Raw genomic sequence first — 25,710 nt, 5'->3', positions numbered from 1 at the left:
CTCGTTTTTCAAGCAGCTTACACAGATATACAAGCAATCGAGCCCAAGGCCGCCCATTCATTAAGAAATTCTCATTCAATAGCAATTGAATCAGACTTACAAGCTGACAATCGTCATAATTGAGAGAATTAAAGCTTAGAGCTAATCGGTGCAATCTGGAGTGGCACAGGCCGCTAATAACTCGGTAATATCGTCCACTGGCCAGACAGGACACTGAAGATGATGACTTAGCTCCGATAAGGACAGATCATCTAGGAAATATGTGTTCTCAGGTGTAGCATGCTGTCCCCGCTTCAACATCAAAGACGGCAGTAACACTCCATCCCCTAAGTTGCGTTCCTTTAGCTTTTCTAAAATATCGTAACCCGTCAGTAAGCCAGTAACAGTAATCTCCTGCCCCCAATACTCACTGTTTAGAGCCGCCATAGTAACTGTTAGCCCCCTTACCTGGTTGATTCGTTCCAAAATGGGCTCAAACGCCTTTTCAACAGCGTTACCAACCACCCAGGTTAGATGTTTAGAGGTATTGATAGATTCAGGCAATTTCTGAGCTGCTGCCTCAAACTGCTTCAGAAATAAACGAATAGACCCTACACCGTTGCCAATTTGGGGATAGGCCTCATAGTGAGCCTCTGGTGGCAAGCTACGTCGTGCAATTAAAAACCATTCGTCTGCCAGCCAGGCAAATGTGGAGCCCAAGGTGTCTTTGAATTCAGACTGTAGCTGTGTGACCTGCTCAATCACCTCATTAGCTTTAGCGGTGTTGACAGGGATGAGCTCGTCTTCTGTTGGACGAAACTGAGTAAGCCCAACTGGAACAACAGCGGCTGAAGCAACAGCAGGGGTATCACCAACATGAAATTGAGCTAAATCACGCAACGTGCGCTCTAAATGTGGACCATCATTAATGCCAGGACAAACAACCACCTGTGCGTGGATTTGTAGACGGTTCTCTTGAAACCATTTGAGCTGCTCTAAAAGTAAGCCAGCACGAGAATTCTTCAGTAAGCGCTGACGCAGTTCTGGTTCGGTGGCATGGACCGAAACGTACAACGGAGACAAACGCAAACGTGCAATCCGTTCCCATTCTGAGGGAGGCAGATTGGTCAGTGTCAGATAACTACCGTACAGAAAACTAAGGCGATAATCATCATCTTTCAGGTATAAAGTGTCTCGCTTACCAGGAGGTTGCTGGTCAATAAAACAAAAAGGGCAACGATTATTGCACTGGATCAGGTTGTCAAAGAGAGCACTTTCAAATTCCAGGCCCAGATCTTCGTCATACTCCTTTTCAATCTCAACGGTGTGGCTATCCCCGGCGGCGTCTAATACTTCCAGGGTCAACCATTCATCCGAGCAAAGAAATCGATAGTCAATTAAATCACGGGGACGATCACCATTGATCGAAACCAACCGATCGCCAGGCTCAAAGCCAATAGCTTCAGCAATAGAATCACTGAGAACACTGGTAACGACAGCCGGTTGGATAGACGCACTACGCATAAACCATCGGGCTAGACAATTAATCCATAATACTTAGGGAAACCACCTATTGTGGGAATAAATAAAAGCAAAAACGCCCTAAACGTTTTGAATAGTCTTAGTAGCTAATCCAATTAAAATAGCGACGCCAAAGGCCAGGCGATACCAAACAAAAACCCAGGTACTATTGCGCCTTAGAAATTGAATTAGCCATGCGATCGCAAGATACGAAGAAATCACCGCCGCAATCAAGCCACCGACCAGGGGCACCAAACTTGCATCGCCCACTGTCGCCATCTCATCCAGCAACCCCTTAAGTTCTACTAGACCAGACAGCAAAATAGCTGGTGTCCCTAGCAAAAACGAAAAGCGTGCTGCCGTATCTCGCTCCAGACCTAAAAACAAACCGGCTGTTAGCGTTGAACCTGAACGAGATACACCAGGAACCAGGGCCAGGGCCTGACCGATGCCAACGCCAACGCCATCCCAGAGGTCTAACTTCTCAAACTTGCGCTTACGAGAGCCTACCTTTTCAGCAATGCCCAAAAGGACGGCCATCACAATAGATGTAATTGCGATCGCTTGGGTACTCCGAATCACTGACGTCTCATACTGCGTTTCAAAAAACAGCTTGATGATTAGGCCACACAATACGATCGGAATCGAGCCCAGAATTATACCTAACCCCAAACGAAAATCTGAAGACTGATAGCGCTTTGCAATGGCCGCCTTGATCGTATTGCGAGTCACTTTGGTCAAATCATCCCAGAAGTACCACAAGATTGCAGCTAAACTACCAAGCTGAATCACAGCCGTAAATGCTACACCAGGATCGCCCCAACCTAGCGTTACAGGCACAATTTTGACGTGAGCGGTACTACTAATAGGCAAAAACTCCGTCAGTCCCTGCACAATGCCAATCACAATGGCTTGAAGCAGGTTAATTTGCGCTGCTTGACTCGTAGGTGCTTGGGCCAAAAGCTCAAATAATTGGCAAACAAACATGAAAAATGCTCCAAAGCTCGAACTTTATCAATTAGGTCTAGCGCAGACCACTCCTATAGGACACGAACCATTCACAACTACATCCGGACTACCTCGACAAGCTTTTACTGATGCGCCATATCAGCACTTTGGAATCCAACTGCACTGAAATTAAGAATGTCGGTATGGGTGCACCACAAAACCCTCGGCAGGCAGTCGCAAGTATGTATCAACAGACAAACCGCTCATAGACTGAAGCATGATCCTCAGCTAAGCAGCAACCCAAAGAAAATCTGAAGTTTAGCAAAGATATATCCAATGCTCGCTAAGGTACATGCTGGCAAGACAAATCAGAACTGAAAATTCCTTATCAGCAATTTTTAATTGGGTTCTCCCTAAAAATTTACATACTGCAATATTATCTAGGTCGCCATTTACGAGGCTACGGTTCCTGAGTGGCTCAATTGACATGTTATGTTAACAATAATTAACCTCTCTCAGAATTCAATTGAATTCATCAGGAAGTATTGCTATCCGAAACTTCACCTCAAACCCAACTCACTGAACAACTAACGCTACGTTCTGATGAGAATGCAGCTCATCGGTTACCTGCATTCCTAGCATCTGCTTTCTTGGTCAGTGTGCCCGTTTTTTTTCAAGCCCCCCTTGTGCGGTTTCAGCCTTGGGTGAGCTTATTAATGACCTTTATTTGGCTATTCGGTGGGATCTATGCCCTGCGTCAGCACACATACAAACTCTGGGGAGACTTGGCCATTGGGTTTTCCTGGACATGGCTCGCTGGCAGCCTTTACTGGGGATGGCTGAGGGAAAATCCCTATGTCCACTTACCCGTTGAAGCCATTGGGTTACCCATCGTCATTATTTTAATCAGCCAGACTCGCCTTAAGATTGGCAGTTATTTTTATGTAGGGTCTTTACTGGGTACTGCTATTACGGATCTTTATTTCTACTGGGTCAATCTAATTCCCTATTGGCGACAAGCCATGACCGTGGAACCCACAGAGGCAGGTAATGTTTTGCAGGCAGCTCTACTACAGATTGAAAACCCTATTGCTGTCGCCAGGGCGTTGGCATTGCTCATAGCACTTATCTGTGTTGGCACCCTAGCACTCAAATCTAACCAAACCCATTGGTGGGCATTCGCTGGGGCAGTGCTAAGCACAATTCTGGTAGATGCGCTATTCCTACTTGCGGCAATCCTGGCATAAATAAGTAAGAGGCCCCATAAGCTTGTCTGCAAGAGCCTTACCGCTAAACGGCGTGACTTTCTTGACAAATAAGCAAGATTATTCGAATCTAGGCACCTGGTGGGGACTTAGAAAAATTAGCCTTAGCGTTGAAGATCTAGATAACGTATGAAGCTTTGACCATGAATCCTTAGGATCAGCAGTATTGTGTATGTAATGCATAATAAATAAGCACAAAGGCTATAGTGCTGTTAGGAGCAGTAGCGTTAAGGTATAGGACATAGCTGACTCGAAGCGTCGAGGTATAGTGTTATTCCCTGAAAAGACCCCTCAAGTTGGACCTTACCTGGTCCTAAAAACAGACTCAGGTCAACGTCACTTATCGTTGATGGGTAATAGTTGTTGGACTATTGGCCGCAGCGACGATAATAATTTTGTTCTGCCCGATCGCTGGATTTCCCGCAACCATGCAATGCTGCAATTTATGGAAAGCGGAGAATTCTATTTGATCGACTTAGGTAGCCGCAATGGCTCATTTGTGAATGGCCGTCGAGTCAGTGTGCCAGTTACCCTACGGAATGGGGATGCTCTAACCTTTGGGCAGACTGAATTGCAATTCTATTGTCCTGCACCAGAACCCGTTAACACCAATAGTAATAACTCACTGAGCTCACACGACTCTACCGCAACCGCTACACTGCACGTGCGTCGTTTGATTTCGGTCATGGTGGTCGACATCCGAGACTTCACAGTCATGACCCGGCAGATCGATGAAAAGATTTTATCAGAAGTCATCGGCACCTGGTTCCGTCATGCTGGCAACATCATTGGCGAGTACGGTAGTTGGGTCGATAAATACATTGGTGATGCTGTGATGGCCGTTTGGATTCATGGCACCCAGGCGGTAGAAGCTGAGGAAATGTTGAAAATCAGCCGCGCCATTAGTGCACTGAATGAGATGACGCGTCAGCTTCATAAGCAATTTCCCCTCCCTTTCCCGTTACGGGTGGGAGCTGGTGTGAACACTGGCTATGCAGTCGTAGGTAATACAGGTACAGGAGACCGTCCTGACTACACGGCCCTAGGTGACACCGTCAATGCGGCCTTCCGCTTTGAAAGCTCCACCAAACAGCTAGGCCTAGATGTAGCGCTGGGGGCAGAAACTTATAAGTACTTGAGTAAGCTGGGAGCCAACGAACAAACATTTAAGCGCTATTCAGCTTTGTTAAAGGGTTATGACAAACCGTTAACGACCTATGCATGCACGTTTTCAGACTTGGATAGATTTTTGATCAGTTACGATCGCAAATCCTCAGTTCCAATAAAATCCTCGTCTGTGCAGTCATCCTAAATTAGGGCTCAGGTGAGCATTTGCGTAACGGTCCGCAAAGGATTATCACCATTACTCAACATTGGCACAGCGAAAGTGATAGGCTGCTCATTAATGCTGTGTATGAGATTTAAATAAATCCGGCGGAGAGATGAAACAATTCTTTGGCCTATTAATGGCGCTTGGACTGGTATTTGGTACTTTGGTGAGCGATGCTCAGCCCGCAGTAGCCAATATGTTGAATGGCGGTACGGTGTTTCTGGCAGAAGCTAACTTACCTCGCAACGCAGTGGATGACAAGCTGGCTACAGAGTATGGCTATAAGCTTGATGTGAATAACACTAACGTTGCAGCGTTTAGGAAGTATCGGGGCCTATTTCCGACGATTGCAAGCAAAATCATTCGGAATGCGCCCTACGAAAACCTGGAGGATATCTTAGAAATCCCTGGACTTAGTGATGTTGAGAAATCACGGATTCAAGAGAACATGGACATATTTACCCTCTCTCCCCCTAACCCTGCGCTAGTGGAAGGTGACGACCGTTACAACAATGGTTTTTACAGGTAAGTAAGCATTCCCAGACTTGAATATTGGGTAAATCTCAAAAATTTCAATTCCCTGGTATTGTCTTTATCTATCGTTGCTCTTGATAGAGTGGTTTAATCCCTCTGTCAGGAGCAATTTTTATTGGTGCACTCCTCTTCGTCCTATGCTGCGTTGCCATCACAGTTTGATGTTTTAGTCGTCGGTGGTGGAGCTGCTGGCCTGTATTCAGCCCTTTGTTTACCCGCAACGCTCCAAGTAGGCTTAATCACAAAAGATACGCTGTCTATCTCCGCCAGCGACTGGGCACAGGGAGGAATTGCCGCTGCGATCGCACCTGACGATGCCCCAGAACTCCACATTGCCGATACTCTCAAAGCTGGCGTTGGTCTATGCGAGCGCCAAGCCGTAGACGTGCTAGTTAGACAGGCAGGGGAATGTATTCAGCACCTGACCCAAATGGGTGTGGCATTTGATCGCAAAGGCGAGCAGCTAGCAATGACCCTAGAGGCGGCCCATTCTCGGCGTCGAGTGTTACATGCCGCCGATACCACTGGACGAGCCGTAGTCACCACACTGGCAGATCAAGTACTCCAACGCCCAAATATCCACGTCTTTAACCAAGCCCTAGCATTAGACCTATGGATGCATCAGGGAGAATGCCTTGGTGTACAGCTGGTCCACAGTCAACAACTAAAGTTGGTAAAGGCTAACGCCGTCGTTCTAGCCACAGGTGGCGGTGGTCAAATCTATTCACAAACGACCAATCCCACTGCCAGCACAGGGGATGGTGTGGCCATGGCCTGGCGAGCGGGAGCCACCCTACGGGATTTGGAATTTATGCAATTTCATCCCACAGCCTTAACCCAAGCAGGGGCTCCTCGCTTTCTCATTAGTGAGGCTGTCAGGGGAGAAGGCGCACATTTGATTGATATTCATGGCCGTCGGTTTGCCTTTGACTATCATCCTGACGGCGAATTAGCCCCCAGAGATGTGGTCAGTCGAGCTATTTTTAATCATCTTCAGAGACATCCAGATGAGTCTGTGGTGTATCTGGATCTGAGGGTGATTGCCCCAGAGCGAGTGAAACATCGGTTTCCCAATATCATTCGCAAATGTCAAAAATGGGCAGGTATTAACGTCTTTGAAACGCCGATTCCCGTCTCACCTGCAGCCCACTACTGGATGGGCGGAATAATCACTAACCTTGGTAGTCAAACGACCATACCTCGCCTCTATGCCGTTGGTGAAAATGCCAGCACGGGTGTACATGGTGCTAATCGATTAGCTAGTAATTCATTACTGGAATGTTTGGTATTTGGAGCACAGCTGAAGGACATTACACCACAACCACTAGCAGATTTATCTCAAAGCGATAGTGCTGCTAGTGATGAATTAACCACGCCCCCGGATTTAGATGAGGTTGCTAGTTGGCTCCAGCAACATCGAACAGCCATTGGGCAATTGGTGTGGCAAAGTGCAGGCATTGCCCGTGAAGCCAACCAAATGAATGCGGCACTGGATCAGCTAGAACAATGGAAAACCGAGTTCGACGCATTACCGCTGACACAGATAGTAAACAGGGCGAACGAACAGAAAAATCATACGCTCCCTGCAACGCTAGATTTCACAATACTCCGTCTTTGGACAGAAACTCGCAATCTATTAACCGTGGCCAAATTAGTGCTTGAAAGTGCCCTGTTTCGCACTGAAAGTCGCGGTGGGCATTACCGCAGTGATTATCCTGAAACAGATGCTACCTGGCAGGTGCATACCCTAGTTCAAGATGGAATTTGTTTGCGATCGCAGCCCATCCAGCAATAAAGCACTTCCTCCCTTAGTCAGCAGATAGTTCTCTCTAGCGAATTTTGTCCCTTTGCTGACTCATAACAATCTGCTCCATCATTTCTTCAACACTCATTGCTGACTTACGACATGACAGACCGCGACATACTAACCCGGCCTCTCCATCCGATAAATTTTGATGCACTAAAACAACGGTAGGTAAGTAACTACGCGATAGTTTAGTGACATTCTCTGCATGCGTTCTGACCAGGGTGTGATGACGATACCAGTCGAGGGCCTGAAACAGGGTTGGACAAGCCCTAGTCGCCTGCTCCATAACGATGCTAAAAGACTTTAGAGCCTTTTCAGCATGATCTAAATAGGTCAAATCTTCAGTGAGTAGGAATAATCGCATCAGGCTGGCAATAGCCACACCATTAGCTGCTGGCGTTGCATTATCTTGATAGCTTCGTTCTCTGATCAATAAACTCTCACTGACATCGCTAGCCGTGTTGTAATATCCATTGGCTACATCACTCCAAAGCCATTGGTCAAACTCAGCTTGAATGTTCTTGGCATGGGCTAACCAGCCTGCTGCTGTACCCTTCGACAACCCAAGACTAGCTTGCTGAATATCCAACAGAGCCTTGATAAATAAGGCATAGTCTTCGGCCTGAGCTAATACAGCAGGGACCCCATCGTAATTCAACCGATGAAAGCGTCCATTTATCCATTGGTTTTCTAAAATAAACTGAGCTGCTTCAACCGCTAAATCTAGATACTCCATCTGGTTAAAGACAGCCGCCGCACGAGCTAAACCAGAAATCATCAGGCTATTCCATGCGACGATCATTTTGGTATCAGTGACAGGGGGAATGCGACCTGGCCACGCCGAGTTTTTGGCAGCATGAGCATCGATTGCTGGTGCAAAGGTTGCCAAGGCAGGTTGACCGTAGCGCACAGCAAACAGTTTTTGCAAGGCAGACTCTGTCCCTGGCTTAAGCGCTCCAGGCTGCTGCCGTTGGAGCACGATATTACCCTCAAAATTGCCTTCAGCCGAAATAAAAAAGTCGGCGTTCAGGTCAGCAAATTCCGCATCTGTTAAAAGTTCTCGCAGATCGGTCTCACGCCACACATAAAACGCCCCCTCTTCAGGTTCAACGTCATTAGGGGTGACAAAACTGTCGGCATCTTGGGCGGCATAGAAATACCCCGCCCACATCTCACGCTTTAGCCATTGAACAGTTCCAGCAACCGCTCTCTCAAAGGCAGGTTCCTGATGTCCCTGACTCCATAAATCTGCCAAGTACTCCATGATCAAACCATTGTCATAGAGCATTTTTTCAAAATGAGGCACCGTCCAATTTGGGTCGACGGTGTAGCGATGGAAACCGCCAGCTACATGGTCATATATCCCCCCAAGGGCCATATCCACTCCTCGACGCAGACAAATTTCCTCAGGATTCAGCGCGTCTGTGGGCTCCACCCAACGAATAGAACGTAAAGCACTGAGCCCATAGGGAATCATGGGAAAACTGGTGCCTTGACCCGATGGCATCAGGATTTTCACACTGGCGGCCAATCCACGGACTAGCAACTCTGTACTGAGGTTGTCGTCTGCGGGCAACAACGTTGACTGCTGTAGCGTTTCTAAAATCTGAGATTTGACTGCACCCACTTTAGGCTGATCTGTATCGTAGAGATTGCGCAAAATCTCTAACAGTTTCAAAAAACCAGGACGACCATAGCGAGGCTCAACGGGGAAGTAAGTGCCTCCATAAAAGGGCACTAAATCATCAGGAGATAGAAAAATATTGAGCGGCCAGCCTCCTTGTCCTACAAGCATCTGAAGGGCTTGCATATAAATGCTATCAAGATCGGGACGCTCCTCACGATCAACCTTGATAGGCAAAAAGTTGGCATTGAGATAGGTAGCTATTTCACTATCCGAAAAAGCTTCCCCTTCCATTACCGTGCACCAATGGCAGCTAGAATAGCCCACCGACAGAAAAATTGGCTTATTGTCACGTCTTGCTGCCTCTAATGCGTCATCACACCAAGGCCACCAGTCAATTGGATTTTCGGCGTGTTTACGCAAGTAGAGACTTTGACTTTGGGCAAGACGATTCACCATAGGTCAGGGAAACAAAGAACTGTTGCCCCCTGAGTCTATCAAGATTAGCCATAATGATGTGCTTAAGAACAGCCTTCAGCCCATGTGACGGCAGGGAATTGTCCAGTGCGAAACTGGGTGACTCGGCCTTCTTTATCGGTTTCAAAGACGAGGCTATACAGGTTACTGCCAGCAGCCTCCGAGGTTAGTGTGACATAACTGCCGTCGGTGTATGGATGGGGCGTCACGTCTATCTGTCCGTCATAAACGGCATCAATCTCTTCAATGGTGGAACCAATGCCAAGACCACTCAGGGTTTTAATTGGACTCTCCGACCAAATATCAATTCGAATTACTTGATCATTCACCACCATGAGGCCAATGCCATCAATCGACGCGACACGGGTTGCCTTTTCAGGATCATAAACTTCTGGTAAGTAGTACTGGCACAATTCTGACTGGGTCATCGGAGCCACGACAAAACTAACCTGGGCAGCATTGGCTGCCTCTTGAATAGACATTCCCAGTCTTACTGGGCCTAAACCGCCAATGGATACGGCTTCTTTTTCTAACGGCTGTAGGATATCCAAGCGTTGATGAACCTTACTAATCAGAGCGCCAACCGCCGTAGCTCTAACCATGATGTGAGTCACCAAGGCGGACACAGGGCGCAATGTGGAGATTTGCCCAGTCATCATTACACAGCCACTCATACCAAGAGCAGGTAAAGCGATGACCAGTAAACGCTTGGCACGACCCACTGTAGATTTTAATTTGGACTTTCTAAATCGTAAAATCATCAGTCAAGAAAGTAGCAAGCTATGGTAGCTCACTGTCAAGAAATAACCACTTACGCAAAAGCTTAATAGAAAGAATAATTTAGAAATGTAAGTAATAACGCTTAAGTCGATCCTTTTCTGATTTATCTTTATATCGGGAATATATTTTGATTAATCCTCTATTAAGGGATTAGGAGTCTGCTGTGTCACAAATTCCGTCTGACCCAGGTACTGATAATAATCGTCGTCGCTCAGTTGACTATGATGAACTGATTGCTTTATTTGTAGCATTTCTAACATTGGGCAGCGTATTATTTTGGGGGTTGACCCGATCCGGGGTGAACTTGTTGGGGCAAGCGGGACTCTTTAATGCCGAGAGTGCACCTTCTGTAGCGGGTGCGTTCGACGCAGGAGAGCGACTGGGTCGAGCTGAAGACACTGATAGTAGCCTGGAAGCTGCAACTGATGGAGATGGTATTGGCTTTGGCACTGTAGAGGATATTGGTTCAGGTAGTGCTGGCGTCCTTAGGAATAGCAATCAGGCGCTAGAAAGAGCAGCTGAGGATCCTTTTCTGAAGGGTCCCTCTCTGAACAATAGGGTTACTAGTCAGACAACAACGGTACCGTCGCGTTCTGACACTCAGACATCTGCCTCAACGGAGCTGCCTCAACAATCGGCACAGCCTGCACAAACGGATACGGCTGCTGCCCCAACGAACCAGGAGCCTTTGGAGTCAAGCCGTGAGGCGCTTCAATTTCAGGATGTGCCTGACGATTATTGGGCTAAGCCCTACATTGATGCTCTCAGTGAGCGATTGGTCTTGGATGGTATTTCTGAGGGTACGTTTGCTCCTGAGCAACCAGTGACACGGGCACAGTTAGCGAGTGCAATTGCTCAAGCATTTCCCCTAGAAGATCAAGAGGCCGCGATCGCATTCTTGGATGTTGAGGAAGGCTATTGGGCAACCGAAGCCATCGACAAAGCCGTAAAAGGTGGCTTTATGAGTGGTTTCCCTGATGAAAGCTTCCAACCTACACTACCGGTACCCCGTGCCCAGGTCCTCACGGCCTTAGTTACAGGGCTGAATAGCACTATCCCCACAGACACTCAAACCATAGTTAATCTCTACAGCGATGCCGCAGAGATCCCTAGTTGGGCAATTGACAAAATGGCGGCGGCTACCCAAGCCAATATTGTCGTTAACTACCCCAACTTGGATATGCTCAATCCCAATCAGCCTGCTACCCGTGCCGAAGTTGCAGCGATGATTTATCAAACGTTAGCGAACCAAGGGAGAGTTGACTCCATTGATGGAGAATACGTAGTTCAACCTTAGGCGTATATGATTGAGGGCCTCATTATTGGTGTTGATGAATGGGGTTCACTAGCCGCGTAACTTTTGGCAATATGAGCCCACTCAACGTCCGCTTGAGTGTGACTACGCAACTCTATCTCCAGCTGAATAAAACGCCAGAATCTTTAGCGTTAAGCAAGGTTTAAAAGAACCGGGGCTAGTTATTTATTGGACCAACTACCGTCTATGCCTTTATGCAGGCCATGGGTCCCGTGAACGATCATCTGGAAAGTTGCTGTGTTCGTCAGAGCGTCGAAGAAAAGCCAGCTTTATTTGAGTGGCCATGAAGACAAATAATTTTAAGGTGTATTTCTTGAAATAAAGCTCAGGTGCTACACCGTTGCTAGTAGCCATAAGGCAAACTAAACTCGTCTGAATAAGTATGTTTGAACGTGTGGAGGTTCCCCCTTGGCAGATGCGATCGCAATTTACCTAGTCAATGAAGAGGAGCTCCAGACCGATCATCCTGATAGTGCTGCCTGGTGCCAGGCAGCCGGATTTTCTGGTCAAACTGGCAAAGTATGCTTAATTCCCGATGCCACTGGCAAAATTGGCAAAGTCTTAGTGGGGCGTCCCGACACCATAGATACCTGGACCCTGGCAAGTCTACCCAAAACATTGCCAGCAGGGACATACACCTTGGGCAATGCGTTAGCTATCGCTAACGCGACCAAACTGTATTTGGGTTGGCAGTTGGGCAGCTATAGCTTTGATCGCTACAAACTGACCAAAACCAGCATTCTTGCAAAACTACACCCCCCTGATCATGTAGATGTAACCTACGTTAAAGCCGCAACAGAAGCCACCTATCTAGTACGCGATCTGATCACCACACCCTCCAACAATATGGGGCCTGATCAGCTTGAGGAAACAACCCGCAGCTTAGCTGAGCGCTACGAAGCCAAAGTGGAAGTCATTGCAGGTGGCGATTTAGTCATCGAAAATTACCCGATGATCTATGCCGTTGGAAAAGCCAGCACCCGTGCGCCTCGCCTGATTGATCTGCGCTGGGGCAATCCAGACGCCCCCAAAGTCACCCTGGTAGGCAAAGGAGTTTGCTTTGACAGTGGCGGCTTAGACGTTAAATCAGCCACTGGCATGCGCCTCATGAAAAAAGACATGGGGGGAGCAGCCCAGGTGCTAGGGCTAGCGCAGATGATTATGGAAATCGGCTTACCGGTCAACCTCAGAGTATTGGTGGCAGCCGTTGAAAATAGCATTGCGGGCAATGCCCTACGCCCCTTGGATATTTTGACATCCCGCAAAGGAACAACCATCGAAGTAGGCAATACAGATGCTGAAGGACGCTTAATATTAGCCGATGCCTTATGGGAAGCTAGCAGCGAAGACCCAGACTTACTGATTGACTGTGCCACCCTTACCGGTGCTGCCCGTGTTGCCCTTGGCACTGAACTGCCAGCCTTTTTCTGCAACGACAATGGGGTCACTAAAACATTACTTGATGCAGGTCTAAATATAGACGACCCACTCTGGAATCTGCCTTTACATACGGCCTATCGCTCCATGCTAGATAGTCCAGTAGCTGACATGAATAATATTGCCAGCGGCTCCTATGGTGGTTCCATTACAGCAGCTCTCTTTTTACAAGAATTCGTTCAGCCAGACATCTCCTGGATCCATGTAGATTTTATGGGTTACAACCTCCGGAGCTTGCCCGGACGCCCTGAGGGAGGGGACGCCATGGGCATGAGAGCACTGTTTGAATTGATCAAACAGCGTGTAACTTAAAATGCACTCTACTCCCCACACTCAGTGTCTCTACTTAGAGCACACAACGTTGGCATCAAGGGTGATAGTCATAAAGCAAAGTGTTGATAGCCACACCAACAATTTAGTCAATCGCAGTTGACGTTTCTTAATAATTTTCGTTACTGTTAATTACATAAGACAACGCTTGCACTTATTGACCGGCTGGTGTTGCCCTACATCGCAATATCATCAGCACTTTAAATAGGAGATTAAATATGGCTATCGTATTGGCACTTTTGATCGTAGGTTGGCTAGCCGCTGTACTGATTGGCTCTCAAGCATACTTCCTAGGCGAGCAATCTAAACCCATTCATGAGCGTAACTGGCGTTCTGATTCCTTCGACGCCCTAGCTCAAACTATCACTGGACGTGAGACTAGCTTCAGCACTCGTACTCCTGCCTATAGCTATGACGCATTCTCAAGTCGAAGCTTAGAGGGTTAACCCTCTCGTATTAGCTGTAGAGCTGGTGCTCATAGTGAATCTACATTCACTGTCTCCAATTCATTCCAACTCCATGCCTCTTGAACTGCGGTTTGAGAGGCATGGATGTATCTAGGACTAAGCGATAACTTGTATGGCAAGCAGTTCTATCACTCAAACTTAAGACGTAGCATCACCAGCTACAACAATCCTCGATAACGAATAAATGTCAGAATAGCCGCCCAAGATCCCAAAGCTACTTTAACCGCCACTAAAATATTGAGCAGTGGAATCCAGCCACCACTGACTAACGTGCCGACTTGGCCGTTGGGTAAAGCAATGCCGACTAACGAAAGCACTGCTAAAACAATAAAAACCAGCACTGCTATCTTTTCCCAAATAGCAGCCCCCCAACGTTGATAAATATCCTCCATCCATTTTGGTGACGAGGTAATCGCCACAAGGCCAATCGCTGTACCGCCCGCAACACCAGCAGCAAAACCGCCACCGGGGCTCAAATGCCCCCGAATTGCCAACTCAATACCCACTAAGGCTGCAATCGTTGCGCCTAACCGTGCCAATACTACAGATGGGTGATCGGTAAATTGGTAAATCGTGCAGGAAGGCTGTTCATTAGCAAGCAAAAAGCGTGCCCCCATAATTGCTAGGGTAAAAACAACAACTTCAAAAATGGTGTCATAGAGGCGGTTTCTAAAAATAATGCCTGACACCGCATTCGACACACCCGTATCTTGCACGATCACGTCAACAATAGAAACCTCAGCCATATCAGTAGATGGATTAGGAAAAACCAGCATCTTAATGTAGAGAGCAACTCCAGCAATCACATAAATCCACTTCATAGTCCTTTCCCTCTGGATAAATTAGCGGTTTCTACATCAGCAAATCTGAGGTTCACTAACTCATGAGACAATTTAGCCTGCAAGATCTCATATAGACGACGCACACGAATTTGCAAGTCACCAGTAGGAGCCGTTAGCTGATCAGAGTTCTCGGAATTTGGCACCATGAAAACCGCATGAATTTCTTTATTGGCTAATGCTGTCTGCAGGGTAGAAGTCTGAGTGAATGGAATCACTTCCAATCTCAGATGCTTTTCTTGAAGATGAGTGCGTAAAGAAGATAGCAAGGCCTCATAGCCTGGACATTCACTACTCGCGGTTTCAACCACCCCTAGCCGCATACTCATCGAGGAGCGTACCGCTACTGCATAGAGGGTAATTGATAACATTGTGCCAACCAAAGCCTCGGTCAGAGCCACATCAGCCGCACCAAACATTGCATAGACTAAGGCTGCAACAGCACCAAGGATGCCACGAATCACTAGCGCATTGTATGGATTTACTTGTGACACCAACATACTGGCTGTCATGGGTAGCAGGAGAAGTATTGCAACCGTATAAATATCTTCAGTCATAACGTCCCTCATTTGAGCAGTAAGCCAGAACATAACCCAACACCGTATTCCAAAGAGACAGAGAAATCAGTGCTAGCAAAAGCAAGGGCCATTCTCTCGGAATTTTGAGCAAGAGACCCACAATAATGCTCATTGAACCAAGGGTGTCAGAAACAGACAAACTATGTAGTTTAAAGAGGACGGAGCGATGCCCCAGCAACGGTAATGTGCCCCAAAACCAAAAGATTAGACCAATTACAATACAGCTATAGCTGATGACATTAATAACAGTATCTATCATGATTCATTCACCCGTCTCAGCACATGAGCTAACAACATTAATGCAGCATTGCCAACACTTAAAATTAGGACTCCAACAACACCAATCATCCAGTCATCACGTAGGATAGAAAGCATCAGAATCATGACTGATGTTTTGGTGGCAATGCTGGCAAATGCCAACATTTTTTGCCAGATATCGTCATCTTGCCAAGCTTCATAGATTGGTATCAACAAAGCACCGATCATGGCTAATAAAATACCGTTCATGGGCGTTTCCTCCGCTCAACTTGATGGACCTCATACCAGCCATCCTCACGACATTTAAGGACAATTGTTTTAGGTGTAAACGTGATTAAAAAGATATCGAGAAAAATCAAGCCAGGTGTTCGAAAAGGGCGTACACGCTCTCGCGTTATTACCTCCTTTGCATGGGGACGCAATATAATCTCAAACGCTTCAAAATAAGCCTTGGGAATAGCTAAGACAATTTCCCAGCAGACTCGCAACAACTCTTTTAACCAGCGCTTCCAAGAAGCGGGAACAGTATACCGGTGAGGAATGAACCAGGCAACAAAGAGTCCAATCGCAATGTTTGCTGGACTTAAATCAGCTGTGAGTAAAAACCAAATCGTCAGTCGCAGTAATAAATCTGGAATACTCATTACACCAACACCATACTAAACAGCAACACTAAAATCAGGCTCATTGCACCAATCAAATGTTCAAATTGTTCAGCAGCACGGGGCAGTTCAAACTTAAGTCTTCGAACACCTATGAAGTAAATCAACCAGCCTGCAATAATGACCAGCAATGCTTTGACAATATTAGGAAGTGTATACCCCCCTAAAAAGAAACTATTGGCTGCAATAAGGCCGCCCAACAACACTATCGTCGCTGACCAAAATCCACGGGACGGTTTCTTATCTGAGATGGCGAGTTTTTCAAATGGTAAAAAGATAAATCGGGCAAATGCAACTGCTGTACCAATGGCTGCAAGGGTAAGTACTGTGGATTGCCAAGGTGCCATTAATTTTAAGGTGAGCGCTTTAGCACCGAAACCAGCCATTAACGGAAAACCTGAAATAGACAGACTAGCGGCTGTCAGTACACCCCACACAGGAAACTGTATAGGCATCTGACGCAATTCTTGAAAACTGCGACTTTGTAAATTGCCTGCGACTAAAAAAAGCAATGCCTTGGCTAAACCATGACTTAGTGCATAAAAACCTGATGCCGCTGGCGCAGCCACAACAAATCCTAGCTGAGAAATCGTGCTGGATGCCAGCATTCGCTTTGTGTCTTTTTCAAAGATTGCGTAGCCCACACCGAAAAGCGCTGTGGCTATACTAAATAATTGAAGAATCGGCTGAATATCATCAACTAACAGCGCACACCGTGCCAAGGGATAAACACCTGTATTGACCACTACACCAGATAGTATTGCTGAGACAGGTGTTGCGGCTTCGGAATGGGTTAACGGCAGCCATAAACCCGATACAAACATGCCGCCCTTAGTTAAAAGGCCCAACATGATAAGTGCGATCGCATCTGCAGGAGACGTCTGTAAACCTGTGTAGGCAAACGATCCATTCGCCTGATACACTAGCACTGCTCCAATTAGATAAAACAGCATGGCCGTATTGCTGACAAATAAATAGCGCAAGCCCACCCAAATAGAACGATCCGTTCGTGGATAGGCAATCAGCAAAAAAGCAGCAATACCAACGACTTCTAAGGCTACATACAAACTAATGAAATCAGCACAGATGAAAACGGCATTGACACTGCCGTGCAAAATTATCATCTGCGTAAAAAAGAAAGCCGATTTCTCTTGCTCCCAACAATAGAGCAGCACCGCAACTGTTACCAGGGCATTTCCTAAAATAAAGTAACCACTCAGTGAATCCGCTAAAAGAGTTACACCAAAGTTGTCTAATAGACTTATATCGAGGGCATCTGGCATTTGAAATAAGGCCAAACCATAGCCTATTGAAACCAGCGCAACACCCATGGCCAGATAACGATCTAACTTGGGCAAAAGATAGATGCTAAATCCAATTAAGAGCGGTAATGCAATCCAAGCAATCGTTAAAATCATCATGGCGTATTACTCTTTTCAATCTCGGAAATCTCCAGAGTCGGGTTATCCCGTGACAGCTTCATCACCCCGACCAGCATCAATGCTTGAATCGAAAAGCCAATCACAATAGCCGTCAAAATCACAGCTTGAGGCACCGGATCCGCATAGGCCCCAGAGTCTGCTCCCAATTCGATCCCAGCCCCAGATCCTAAGATGGGCGTAAACAAACCGCGATGCGATGCCACAAGCACATAACAGGAAATGACACCAGTGCTCATCACATCCATAGAGAGAATTTTCATCATGAGGTTTTTCTTCAAAATAATTCCAAAGAAACCACCCATGACCGTGGCAAAAATACAGGCTTCGAGTACAGCAATCATTGATTTAAATATCAAACAAACAGCTGGTTGATTCAGATTATGAGGAATATCCTGTCACTTCAATTGAGCACAACAGAAGTGGCAGGATATTTAATCTGTCCCCGGCAACAGAGGATTGGACTAGCGACTTTAATCTGTCGCTGGCAACACGTCACTAGACGACATCTCCACATTAGATCCTTTCAGCGTCAGCTGAAGTAGTGGAGGCGCTAAGAATGTGGTCAGGATTACCATCACGATAATCGCCGCTTCCAAAGGTCGATCCAATACCCCGCTAGCAGATCCAATTCCAGCAAAGACAAGACCCACTTCACCACGAGGAATCATGCCAACACCAATGGCCATACGGTTAATTCCAGGCTGACCAAACACAGCCCAACCGGTGACTAACTTACCTACCACAGCTACCGCAATTAAGAAAGCGGCAATAATTAAACCAGCCCGATTTTCAGCAACCATAGGATTCAAAACTCCCAGGTCTGCTTTCGCACCTACAGTAACAAAAAAGATTGGTACCAGGATATCGGCAATCGGCATAATTTGCTGATCGAGTTCTTTGCGCTTGTCAGTTTCATCTAGCACAAGACCTGCTGCGAATGCACCTAAGATGGCTTCTAGATGTATAGCGCTAGCAAAACAAGACATTACCAAAGCAAACGTAAACGCAGGGATCAGCAATGCACCACGAGTTTGCAACTTATCAGCAATCGCAACAAATCCTGTATTGAAAAACTTACCGAGGAGAATAGCTCCTAGCAAAAAGCCACTGGCACTGATGATGAGATAAACCACATTTAGCAGATCTACCTCACCTGTCTTCGCCAGACTAGCCACAACTGCTAAGACGATAATGCCTAAAACATCATCAATGACAGCAGCTCCAACAATAATTTGACCTTCTTTAGACTTTAAGTGGCCTAACTCCGATAAAACCTTAGAGGTAATACCAATGCTAGTCGCAGTTAGCGCTGCTCCCGCAAAAATGGCAGGAATAACAGGAACATGGAAAATCGATACCAAGCCTACGGTGCCTAAGGTAAAAGGAACAACTACCCCGACAACAGCTACCACAGCAGCTTGAAAGCCGACCTTACTCAATTCACGTAAGTCAGACTCTAAGCCAATTTCAAATAGCAGAACGATAACACCTAATTCTGCCAATACTGAGATTACTTCACTCTGCCCCTCAAAGACACGCATTGCTGCATCCGCATCCAGATGCCCCATCCATTGCACTAATTGAGCAATCAATGAATCTGTAATCGTTGCGGTGTTTTCAGGAAACATCAACAGATGTAGAGCAGAGATACCAACAACAACACCCCCTACTAATTCACCTAATACGGGAGGTAAATCAAGGCGCTTTGATAGCTCACCACCAATCTTACTAGTGGCATAGACTGTTATCAAACTCAGCAGCACACCCATCAAAATAAAAGGGCTGAACTCAGCTGGCAAGACTTCTGCAAATGTCCATGGGGTTGATGGCCACGTGTCTATCAACTGATCCAGGGATAACGCTGACACGTTATTGAACAACATGAGTAAATCCTCTTTGCTTCATAGTTTTAAAGTGTTTTTGTCTTAAATTCAGTATGAAAAATATGCACTCTCCCAAGATAAATAGCAAAAATAGTAAGTTGAAGGTGCTGGTTGCTGGGTATTCACCAAAAGCTTGAATTCAATACCCAGCAACACAGCTGGATTACTCGCCGACAACAAGCCTCTAATTACGCCGACTACTCATTTGTAACCAACCAATGGCAATAGCCCCCATTGTCAGTTGCACCGTACTAGGCACTAAGGAAAATCCCCAAAGCCCACTCAGCAAGGCAACGATATAGAGCGCGAGCGCATAAACTTCATCACGATGGCGTAAGCGGTAACCTAAAGCAGTCATGCCGAGAGCAAGTAACAGCCACAAAACAGGTTGCATAGCCCTTATATGATTTGGTTTCAGGTTTTGGAAGAGGCGTCCACAGACACAGTCACTTCTGGGGACGTTGGATAGATTTGAAGAACAGCTTGTCTTAAAGCTTCAGTACGATCTGTATACAGATTGTTAGCAGGCATTAGATTAAAAACCTTCAGTGACGCTAAACGACGCTTAGTTTGGCCAGCAGCCCCTACAATATAAACAGAGCGACCCTTTTCAACAGCTTCTTCGATAGCACTTTCTAAGGCTAGAGATGCTGTAACGCCTAAATGAGGCACATCGTTTACATCAAAGACAACTGCATCATACTCACCAATGGCGTTATGTTCTCGGGAAATCGCTTTTGCAACCCCAAAGATCATAGGGCCACTGAGCTGGAATAACAGCACGCGACCATTGCCCTCATCTAACCAACGTTTTTCCTCAGAATTTAACCGAATCGCATCATCCGCATCAGTAATTGCTCGAACTGATTCAGAACGGAGCTGACTCATGCGATCAATAGTGAGAATATTGGCAACAAACACGCCAATACCAACAGCTGCAATCAAGTCCACCAAAACCGTCAGCAGAATAACGCCATACATAATCAGCGCACCTTTGACAGAAATTTGATGCGCTCGTTTGAGAAAACCCCAGTCAATAATGTCAATACCGACTTTGAGAGCAATACCTGCAAGCACCGCCAGGGGAATTGTTGCAGCTAAATTAGCAGCCCCCAGAATAACAACCAGCAGAACAAACGCACGAGTCAAGCCAGAAAGGGCTGTACGACCACCCGTTTGGATATTCACAACGGTTCCCATGGTAGCCCCTGCACCAGCAATACCACCGAACAGTCCCGACATCAGGTTCCCGATACCTTGACCAATCAATTCCTTATTAGAGTTGTGGTCAGTCCGAGTAAGACTATCAGCAACGACAGAAGTCAAAAGTGCATCAATACAGCCCAACATACCAAGCACAGCTGCATCAACAAACATGAGTTGCAGCTGATCAGCACTGAAGGTAGGCACCTGCATTTGCGGGAAACCCATAGGAATCTCGCCAATGCGACGAATGTCTAAGTCAGGAAATAAGACTAATGAGAGAATTGTGCCACCTATTAATGCAACTAGTTGAGGGGGGACCAACCGTTTAAGGCGAGCAGGCATGAACAAAATAATGGCAACAGAGACAGCCGCCAGCATTGTCTCTTCCGGTTGAATATTGACTAACAGTTCCGGAATCGCCTGTAGCGTACCGACAACACCGCCACTAGGACTCGCTTGGCCCAAAAATGGCGCTAGCTGCAAAATCACCAGAATGATGCCGATACCAGACATAAAGCCCGATATCACTGTGTAAGGCATCATCGTGACATATTTACCAAGCCGCAAAGCGCCAAAAATAATTTGGAATACGCCGGCCATCATGACGACGGTAAAGGCCATCGCCATACCGTTGTCAGGATCAGCAGCCACTAGATGGGCAATCACAGCTGTCATAACAACTGTCATAGGGCCAGTGGGCTCAGAAATCAGCGTGGGTGTACCACCAAATAAAGCCGCAAAAAAACCTACTAATACAGCCCCCCATAAACCTGATGCCGCACCAGCACCTGAGGCAACACCAAAGGCTAGGGCCATGGGTAACGCAATCACAGCAGCGGTGACACCCCCAAAGAGGTCACCGCGTAAATTTCGGAAATGTATCTTATTTGTAATTTGCATTTTGAAGCACCTATTAGTCCAACCAAGACTACCAGTTGCCTACCATTGGTTCTGAAATCAGCAAGCTTGCCTGATGCCTCCCAAAGAAAGCTATTGTTTGCACTGCCTCAGAAAATCAGACTCAATGGTTAGGCTACCAAGGGAGAATTGACTCTGATAAATGAAACTCCTAATTTTCATTGATTAAAGTCTACCAATAAATTGAAATGACTCCACTATTTGTTTCGTTTATTAATTTGAATTGGAGTGAAAAGCTTAACTTATAAGCCTACAAATCCAAGACGGATTTACCTTTTGGATAAAATTCCTGTGGAAGATTTACATGCAAGGCAATACAGAGGTTTTCATTTGCTGTTTTCACCCACTGATTACACATCAAGTCCAGTAAAATCTCACGTTGCTTAAATGCTGATATTCAGGCAAATTGCCCTTGCAGCTCTACCTTTCGGAATGCTTAATAAATCAATGAATTAGATTGATAAAAGCTTATATCTAGGGAGCAGTGATTGGAACCCGGCCTTAGATCTAGATCCTAGATATGGAGGGTTGGCATGGGAAACCTTTGGGTTATCTTGGTTGAGTGGCTGCCCCTCCCCTCAACCCTTAAAGACACCGTGGTAAAACGTTTGACCAACCGTTCGGGCTAATCTTCTCGTTCAACAACAATGACATTCTCGGTTACCTTTTCAAAGGTATCGTCATGGCTGATCACGAATAACTGCTTGAATGCCTTCAACCGCGCAATCGCCTCAGCCAGGCTCTCACGTCGGGAGCGATCCATATTAGTAGTCGGTTCATCAAAAAAGGCAATATCAATATCAGCAAGGACCTTTAGCAAGGCTAAACGCACAGCGAGAGCGGCACACATTTGCTCTCCACCAGACAGATTAATAAACCGACGCGTATTGCTACCTTCCTGAACCACAATTTCATAGTCCCGTGTCCATTCTAATGAGACGTTGGGTCGATTGAGCAGATCGCGAAATAGCCGATCTGCCTCCTGGGAGATGCCCTTTACATAACGTTCAGTGATGCGGGGTCCGGCTTCTTTATATGCTTTTCGAGCGAAGTTAATAAAGCGTTTGGTACGCTCCTTTTGTTTCAGGTCGAGCTGAGTCTGATCTCGCTTTTCTTTTACTTTTTGCAAACTCTCAAGTTGATCGGTCAGTTCAGCCTGGAGCTTGCGTTGCTGAGGCAGACTGCCCGTGATGCGATCGCACTGAGACTTCACCTCCCCATACCGTTGGTCTACCAGTTGTAATGTTGCTGGGTCTAACTCATCCAAGAGACGACTCAGCTGATCAACAAGACGTTCACGGTGCTGGCTTAATTCCACAACCAACTGATGAGTGGCTGCTACATCAGCGGTCCGCTGTTCTAACAATTGGGCATCTTTTTCATTTTGAATATAGATCAGATAGTCCGGTTGATACTCCTGGCGCAACTGCTGCTGCTGGGCAATTTCTTGATCGAGGTCAGTAAAGTCAGAAAGCTGAGTAGTCAGTTCAGCAAGCTGCTTTTCCCAAATTTGATGCTGGGCAGTGAGACGCCCATAGTCAGCCTCAACATTTTCCATTGCCTGAAGCTGTTCTTGTAAAAGCCGCCGCCGTCCTTTCGGATCACCGAGAGCATCCAAAGTTTTATCTATCTCACTTAACTGCTGCTCAAGCTGCTCCGTTTGTGTCAGCTGTTGTTCAAGCTGGAGAATATCGTTTTGAAGTTGGCTTTGTTGCTCGAGCAGTTCTGCATATTTTTGTTGTAGACGTGGGCGATGACTCAGCTGCGCTTTATGGCCATAAGCTTTGTTTAACTGTGTCTGTACAGACATTAATTTACGAGTCAGCTGTTCAGTGTCCACTTGTCCCGAGAGATCATTGAGAATATTCTCTAGGGTTGACAGAGTAGTCTGACTAAGAGATTGTCCAGTTGAGATCGCAGCTTCTAACTGCTCAAATACATCATTAGACAGCAGGGGTAAACTTTGTTGCAACTGTTCTAAGGACGCCAAGGCAGCCATCGTTTGTTGACCATAGTCTATAGCTTGAGAACGATGGGTAACAACCAGTTGTTGAAGCTCTGCTTCAAACTGTTGAGCGGCCTCAACTCGGCTCAGCTGTTGCTGCCAACGTTGTTGCTGTTGCTCCAAACTAGAAATTGTCTCTACACTGTCTTGTAGTGCATCAAGAGCCTTACGTTCATATTGCACCTGTTGAACATCCCGCTGGTTTCTAGACAAACGCTCTTTCAAACTGTGACAACGCAGCTGCAACTTACCCAAAACTTGTTGTTGCTGAATCACCCCCTGGCGTTCAGCCTCTAGCTCATCTTGTTGCTGACATGGTTGGGCTACATTAGCTGCCTGAGTTTGAAGCTGACTACGTTGTTCCAGTTTCACTTTAAGTCCTGCCATGGTAGCTGCTTGCTGATCCAAGCTACGTTGTTGGGACTGCTGTTGCTGTAATAATTGCTGATACTGCTTATTTCTCTGGGTTAACGTCTTAAGAATATTTTCTACCGCCAGATAACATCGATAAGCTTCAGCATGGGCTTGACATAGTTCTGTTGCCTGTTGTGCTCTTAGCTGAGCCTGCTCCATCACTTGCTGGGCTTGCTGCTTTGCCTCTAGCTGCAACACTAGTTGCTGTTGCTGTTGCTGTAAAGTCTGCACTTTTTGAGCTTGCCTAGTTAAGGCCTCTTTCTTTGCCTGGAGTTTCGTCAGATCCTGCTGTAAATTAACCAGCTGTTGCTCATCAAGAGCAATCTCTTCGGCAACACCATCATAGCGAGTCTGTAGCGTATCCAAAGACTGGAGTTGCTCTTCATACTGTTGTAGCTGATGTTTAAGCAAATCTACTTGAGCCTCAGCATACCGCCGCAGAGCGTTAGAATCTTTATGAACCCGGCGGTATTCCTCTACCTTGAGAACATTATCAAAAATAGGTTTACGCTTCTCAGTACTCAGCAAAAAATCAGCGGTAAAAGTCCCTTGGGGGACCCCAACCGTATTAGCAAAAAGTTGCCCCAACTCTGTTCCGATCGGTACGCCTAAATGCTGCTTGAGCCAGGGTTCTACCTCATCTTTAATGCGACTATAATTTAAGCGTTCCCCAAGCTGGGGATCGTATAGGGTATAGCCTCGGCTAGTACAACGCTCTACTTCGTAGGTACGGCCATCATGGCCAGAAACAAACGCGACTCTAACCTGCGCACTACCACTGCCATTCCGAATCAAGTCCTCTTGCTTATAGTTCCCTCGATAGTTAAATAGGGTCCAAGCAATCGCTTCTAAAATACTAGTCTTACCCGCACCGTTGACCCCACAGATGGCATTGGTCCCTAGCTGGAACTCAAAGTTGCGATCGCGATGAGTCTTAAAATTAGTAAGGGTAACCGACAGCAGATACATGGCAACCCCTGATTACATCCCTAAACGATCTTCTAAAGTATGCATGCGCTAGCCTAGTTTACCTGGACAGCGATTGCCACGACGTCTTCCAGCATGGCATAGCCGCAATAGAGATATTAAATCAAAGATTCGAGTTAAGGATTGCCAATTTCTTTAGAGTTTCTAGAAAATATCTAGACGACTAGAAATGTTTGACGGTTGTCGCAAAACCGGCAAAGCCTGCTGAGCCCAAACTTGAACTCTGGGATGAGAACTCGTCGCCAACTGACGGCAGAGTTTAATGGCCTGTGGCAGTTGACCACTCTCTTTATAGGCTCTGACCAACCAAATATTTGCCGAATAATATAGCTTATCCGGTGGACGCACTTGAGACGCAACATGCCTCAAGCCACTAATACCTGCTTGAAACTGTCCGACCCTAACCGCATCTATAGCAGCCTCCAGAATCTCTTGTGACATATGAAACTATCCTAAATAAACGTATGAATTGAGTTTTCGATTAAGGTAGTTCAGCAGCACCCTGATGCTTAAGTTAAGCCCCTAAGACCAATTTCAATAGTTTGAGTTAATACTTTTCGAGACTTTAACTGTTAAGATAAATAATTCTCAAAACCACCCATTATTTATCCTTGAAGGATGCAGGCACGCAAAGTTCCTAGAGTTGAACAATATTGAAATGCAAACCTTAACATTCATGGGGAATCAACGGTTTAGCATAGTCA

General features: G+C 46.3%; 24 protein-coding genes. 8 read left to right on the top strand and 16 right to left on the bottom strand.

Translation table 11 applies throughout. From position 1 onward, the window contains the following. Positions 1–141: 141 nt before the first annotated feature. Together U2F10_RS22600 and U2F10_RS22595 are read right to left on the bottom strand one after the other, a co-directional pair. Entirely contained in the window at positions 142–1,503 is a 1,362-nt protein-coding gene (locus tag U2F10_RS22600) for a TIGR03279 family radical SAM protein (RefSeq protein WP_163659842.1), read from the bottom strand. Positions 1,504–1,581: 78 nt separating this feature from the next. Next, complete coding sequence (locus U2F10_RS22595; RefSeq protein WP_499873348.1) at positions 1,582–2,487, bottom strand: undecaprenyl-diphosphate phosphatase; 906 nt, start codon at positions 2,485–2,487, stop codon at positions 1,582–1,584. 506 nt (positions 2,488–2,993) lie between these two features. Between U2F10_RS22595 and U2F10_RS22590 the strand changes: the two genes are divergently transcribed. The 4 genes from U2F10_RS22590 to nadB all read left to right on the top strand — a co-directional run bounded on the left by U2F10_RS22590 (position 2,994) and on the right by nadB (position 7,372). Continuing rightward, positions 2,994–3,695 carry a DUF3120 domain-containing protein gene (locus U2F10_RS22590; protein ID WP_499873347.1) on the top strand — a complete coding sequence of 234 codons (702 nt, stop codon included), beginning with the start codon at positions 2,994–2,996 and terminating at the stop codon, positions 3,693–3,695. 367 nt (positions 3,696–4,062) lie between these two features. Continuing rightward, positions 4,063–5,025, top strand: coding sequence for an adenylate/guanylate cyclase domain-containing protein (locus U2F10_RS22585; RefSeq protein WP_250564677.1), 963 nt, complete (start codon positions 4,063–4,065; stop codon positions 5,023–5,025). Positions 5,026–5,155: 130 nt separating this feature from the next. Continuing rightward, positions 5,156–5,572 (top strand): photosystem II complex extrinsic protein PsbU, encoded by a 417-nt coding sequence (psbU, locus tag U2F10_RS22580; RefSeq protein WP_163659848.1) that lies wholly within the window; start codon positions 5,156–5,158, stop codon positions 5,570–5,572. 123 nt (positions 5,573–5,695) lie between these two features. Further along, complete coding sequence (nadB, locus tag U2F10_RS22575) at positions 5,696–7,372, top strand: L-aspartate oxidase (RefSeq protein WP_499873549.1); 1,677 nt, start codon at positions 5,696–5,698, stop codon at positions 7,370–7,372. A gap of 34 nt (positions 7,373–7,406) precedes the next feature. Here the strand turns inward: nadB and U2F10_RS22570 are convergent, their stop codons facing one another. Next, positions 7,407–9,467 (bottom strand): thioredoxin domain-containing protein, encoded by a 2,061-nt coding sequence (locus U2F10_RS22570; RefSeq protein WP_499873346.1) that lies wholly within the window; start codon positions 9,465–9,467, stop codon positions 7,407–7,409. A 62-nt stretch (positions 9,468–9,529) separates the two neighbouring features. Continuing rightward, positions 9,530–10,246, bottom strand: coding sequence for a hypothetical protein (locus U2F10_RS22565; RefSeq protein WP_499061595.1), 717 nt, complete (start codon positions 10,244–10,246; stop codon positions 9,530–9,532). A gap of 182 nt (positions 10,247–10,428) precedes the next feature. Between U2F10_RS22565 and U2F10_RS22560 the strand changes: the two genes are divergently transcribed. The 4 genes from U2F10_RS22560 to U2F10_RS22545 all read left to right on the top strand — a co-directional run bounded on the left by U2F10_RS22560 (position 10,429) and on the right by U2F10_RS22545 (position 13,793). Further along, positions 10,429–11,562 carry an S-layer homology domain-containing protein gene (locus tag U2F10_RS22560; protein ID WP_499873345.1) on the top strand — a complete coding sequence of 378 codons (1,134 nt, stop codon included), beginning with the start codon at positions 10,429–10,431 and terminating at the stop codon, positions 11,560–11,562. A gap of 212 nt (positions 11,563–11,774) precedes the next feature. Then, positions 11,775–11,867, top strand: a complete 93-nt coding sequence (locus U2F10_RS22555; RefSeq protein ID WP_250564679.1) for a DNA-3-methyladenine glycosylase I — start codon at positions 11,775–11,777, stop codon at positions 11,865–11,867. Between the two features lie 121 nt (positions 11,868–11,988). After that, complete coding sequence (locus U2F10_RS22550) at positions 11,989–13,329, top strand: leucyl aminopeptidase family protein (RefSeq protein WP_499873344.1); 1,341 nt, start codon at positions 11,989–11,991, stop codon at positions 13,327–13,329. A 236-nt stretch (positions 13,330–13,565) separates the two neighbouring features. After that, positions 13,566–13,793, top strand: a complete 228-nt coding sequence (locus U2F10_RS22545) for a photosystem II protein, Psb35-related (protein WP_490793390.1) — start codon at positions 13,566–13,568, stop codon at positions 13,791–13,793. Positions 13,794–13,972: 179 nt separating this feature from the next. Here the strand turns inward: U2F10_RS22545 and U2F10_RS22540 are convergent, their stop codons facing one another. The 12 genes from U2F10_RS22540 to U2F10_RS22485 all read right to left on the bottom strand — a co-directional run bounded on the left by U2F10_RS22540 (position 13,973) and on the right by U2F10_RS22485 (position 25,447). After that, the gene (locus U2F10_RS22540) at positions 13,973–14,635 is read right to left on the bottom strand and encodes a Na(+)/H(+) antiporter subunit B (RefSeq protein WP_163659867.1); all 663 of its coding nucleotides are present in this window, start codon (positions 14,633–14,635) and stop codon (positions 13,973–13,975) included. After that, positions 14,632–15,210: a DUF4040 domain-containing protein gene (locus U2F10_RS22535; protein ID WP_163659869.1), complete on the bottom strand. Its 579-nt coding sequence runs from the start codon at positions 15,208–15,210 to the stop codon at positions 14,632–14,634. Before U2F10_RS22535 ends, U2F10_RS22540 begins: the two co-directional genes overlap by 4 nt. Then, a complete protein-coding gene (locus U2F10_RS22530; protein ID WP_163659871.1) occupies positions 15,203–15,490 on the bottom strand; it encodes a monovalent cation/H(+) antiporter subunit G in 288 nt (95 codons plus the stop codon). Before U2F10_RS22530 ends, U2F10_RS22535 begins: the two co-directional genes overlap by 8 nt. Next, entirely contained in the window at positions 15,487–15,738 is a 252-nt protein-coding gene (locus U2F10_RS22525; RefSeq protein ID WP_163659873.1) for a hypothetical protein, read from the bottom strand. Before U2F10_RS22525 ends, U2F10_RS22530 begins: the two co-directional genes overlap by 4 nt. Then, positions 15,735–16,133, bottom strand: a complete 399-nt coding sequence (locus U2F10_RS22520) for a Na+/H+ antiporter subunit E (RefSeq protein ID WP_163659875.1) — start codon at positions 16,131–16,133, stop codon at positions 15,735–15,737. Before U2F10_RS22520 ends, U2F10_RS22525 begins: the two co-directional genes overlap by 4 nt. After that, positions 16,133–17,572: a cation:proton antiporter gene (locus U2F10_RS22515; RefSeq protein ID WP_163659877.1), complete on the bottom strand. Its 1,440-nt coding sequence runs from the start codon at positions 17,570–17,572 to the stop codon at positions 16,133–16,135. The genes U2F10_RS22520 and U2F10_RS22515 overlap by 1 nt, the downstream gene beginning before the upstream one ends. After that, positions 17,569–17,934 carry a cation:proton antiporter subunit C gene (locus tag U2F10_RS22510; protein WP_163701819.1) on the bottom strand — a complete coding sequence of 122 codons (366 nt, stop codon included), beginning with the start codon at positions 17,932–17,934 and terminating at the stop codon, positions 17,569–17,571. The genes U2F10_RS22515 and U2F10_RS22510 overlap by 4 nt, the downstream gene beginning before the upstream one ends. Before the next feature lie 129 nt (positions 17,935–18,063). After that, positions 18,064–19,476 carry a cation:proton antiporter gene (locus U2F10_RS22505; protein ID WP_163659881.1) on the bottom strand — a complete coding sequence of 471 codons (1,413 nt, stop codon included), beginning with the start codon at positions 19,474–19,476 and terminating at the stop codon, positions 18,064–18,066. Between the two features lie 184 nt (positions 19,477–19,660). Further along, positions 19,661–19,870, bottom strand: coding sequence for a hypothetical protein (locus tag U2F10_RS22500; protein WP_163659883.1), 210 nt, complete (start codon positions 19,868–19,870; stop codon positions 19,661–19,663). A gap of 20 nt (positions 19,871–19,890) precedes the next feature. Further along, entirely contained in the window at positions 19,891–21,582 is a 1,692-nt protein-coding gene (gene bicA, locus U2F10_RS22495; RefSeq protein ID WP_163659885.1) for a bicarbonate transporter BicA, read from the bottom strand. A 643-nt stretch (positions 21,583–22,225) separates the two neighbouring features. After that, positions 22,226–24,988, bottom strand: coding sequence for an AAA family ATPase (locus tag U2F10_RS22490; RefSeq protein WP_499873343.1), 2,763 nt, complete (start codon positions 24,986–24,988; stop codon positions 22,226–22,228). Positions 24,989–25,150: 162 nt separating this feature from the next. Beyond that, entirely contained in the window at positions 25,151–25,447 is a 297-nt protein-coding gene (locus U2F10_RS22485) for a hypothetical protein (RefSeq protein WP_163659889.1), read from the bottom strand. Between the last annotated feature and the right edge of the window lie 263 nt (positions 25,448–25,710).

The organism is Leptothoe sp. EHU-05/26/07-4 (assembly GCF_043421015.1).
In the GTDB taxonomy this organism is placed as follows: domain Bacteria; phylum Cyanobacteriota; class Cyanobacteriia; order Phormidesmidales; family Phormidesmidaceae; genus Leptothoe; species Leptothoe turfae.
Note: the sequence above shows the minus strand (reverse complement) of the source record. Positions and strands in the feature narration are given on the sequence as shown.

Bases quoted from the DNA above. Each gene is read 5' to 3' on its own strand.
- U2F10_RS22555 (WP_250564679.1), top strand. From the start codon at position 11,775: ATGCAGGCCATGGGTCCCGTGAACGATCATCTGGAAAGTTGCTGTGTT.
- U2F10_RS22565 (WP_499061595.1), bottom strand. From the start codon at position 10,246: ATGATTTTACGATTTAGAAAGTCCAAATTAAAATCTACAGTGGGTCGT.
- U2F10_RS22505 (WP_163659881.1), bottom strand. From the start codon at position 19,476: ATGTTGTTCAATAACGTGTCAGCGTTATCCCTGGATCAGTTGATAGAC.
- U2F10_RS22525 (WP_163659873.1), bottom strand. From the start codon at position 15,738: ATGAACGGTATTTTATTAGCCATGATCGGTGCTTTGTTGATACCAATC.
- U2F10_RS22535 (WP_163659869.1), bottom strand. From the start codon at position 15,210: ATGACTGAAGATATTTATACGGTTGCAATACTTCTCCTGCTACCCATG.
- U2F10_RS22520 (WP_163659875.1), bottom strand. From the start codon at position 16,133: ATGAGTATTCCAGATTTATTACTGCGACTGACGATTTGGTTTTTACTC.
- U2F10_RS22510 (WP_163701819.1), bottom strand. From the start codon at position 17,934: ATGATTGCTGTACTCGAAGCCTGTATTTTTGCCACGGTCATGGGTGGT.
- U2F10_RS22600 (WP_163659842.1), bottom strand. From the start codon at position 1,503: ATGCGTAGTGCGTCTATCCAACCGGCTGTCGTTACCAGTGTTCTCAGT.
- U2F10_RS22585 (WP_250564677.1), top strand. From the start codon at position 4,063: ATGGGTAATAGTTGTTGGACTATTGGCCGCAGCGACGATAATAATTTT.
- bicA (WP_163659885.1), bottom strand. From the start codon at position 21,582: ATGCAAATTACAAATAAGATACATTTCCGAAATTTACGCGGTGACCTC.
- U2F10_RS22540 (WP_163659867.1), bottom strand. From the start codon at position 14,635: ATGAAGTGGATTTATGTGATTGCTGGAGTTGCTCTCTACATTAAGATG.
- psbU (WP_163659848.1), top strand. From the start codon at position 5,156: ATGAAACAATTCTTTGGCCTATTAATGGCGCTTGGACTGGTATTTGGT.
- U2F10_RS22530 (WP_163659871.1), bottom strand. From the start codon at position 15,490: ATGATAGATACTGTTATTAATGTCATCAGCTATAGCTGTATTGTAATT.
- U2F10_RS22545 (WP_490793390.1), top strand. From the start codon at position 13,566: ATGGCTATCGTATTGGCACTTTTGATCGTAGGTTGGCTAGCCGCTGTA.
- U2F10_RS22570 (WP_499873346.1), bottom strand. From the start codon at position 9,467: ATGGTGAATCGTCTTGCCCAAAGTCAAAGTCTCTACTTGCGTAAACAC.
- U2F10_RS22485 (WP_163659889.1), bottom strand. From the start codon at position 25,447: ATGTCACAAGAGATTCTGGAGGCTGCTATAGATGCGGTTAGGGTCGGA.
- U2F10_RS22595 (WP_499873348.1), bottom strand. From the start codon at position 2,487: ATGTTTGTTTGCCAATTATTTGAGCTTTTGGCCCAAGCACCTACGAGT.
- U2F10_RS22490 (WP_499873343.1), bottom strand. From the start codon at position 24,988: ATGTATCTGCTGTCGGTTACCCTTACTAATTTTAAGACTCATCGCGAT.
- U2F10_RS22500 (WP_163659883.1), bottom strand. From the start codon at position 19,870: ATGCAACCTGTTTTGTGGCTGTTACTTGCTCTCGGCATGACTGCTTTA.
- U2F10_RS22515 (WP_163659877.1), bottom strand. From the start codon at position 17,572: ATGATGATTTTAACGATTGCTTGGATTGCATTACCGCTCTTAATTGGA.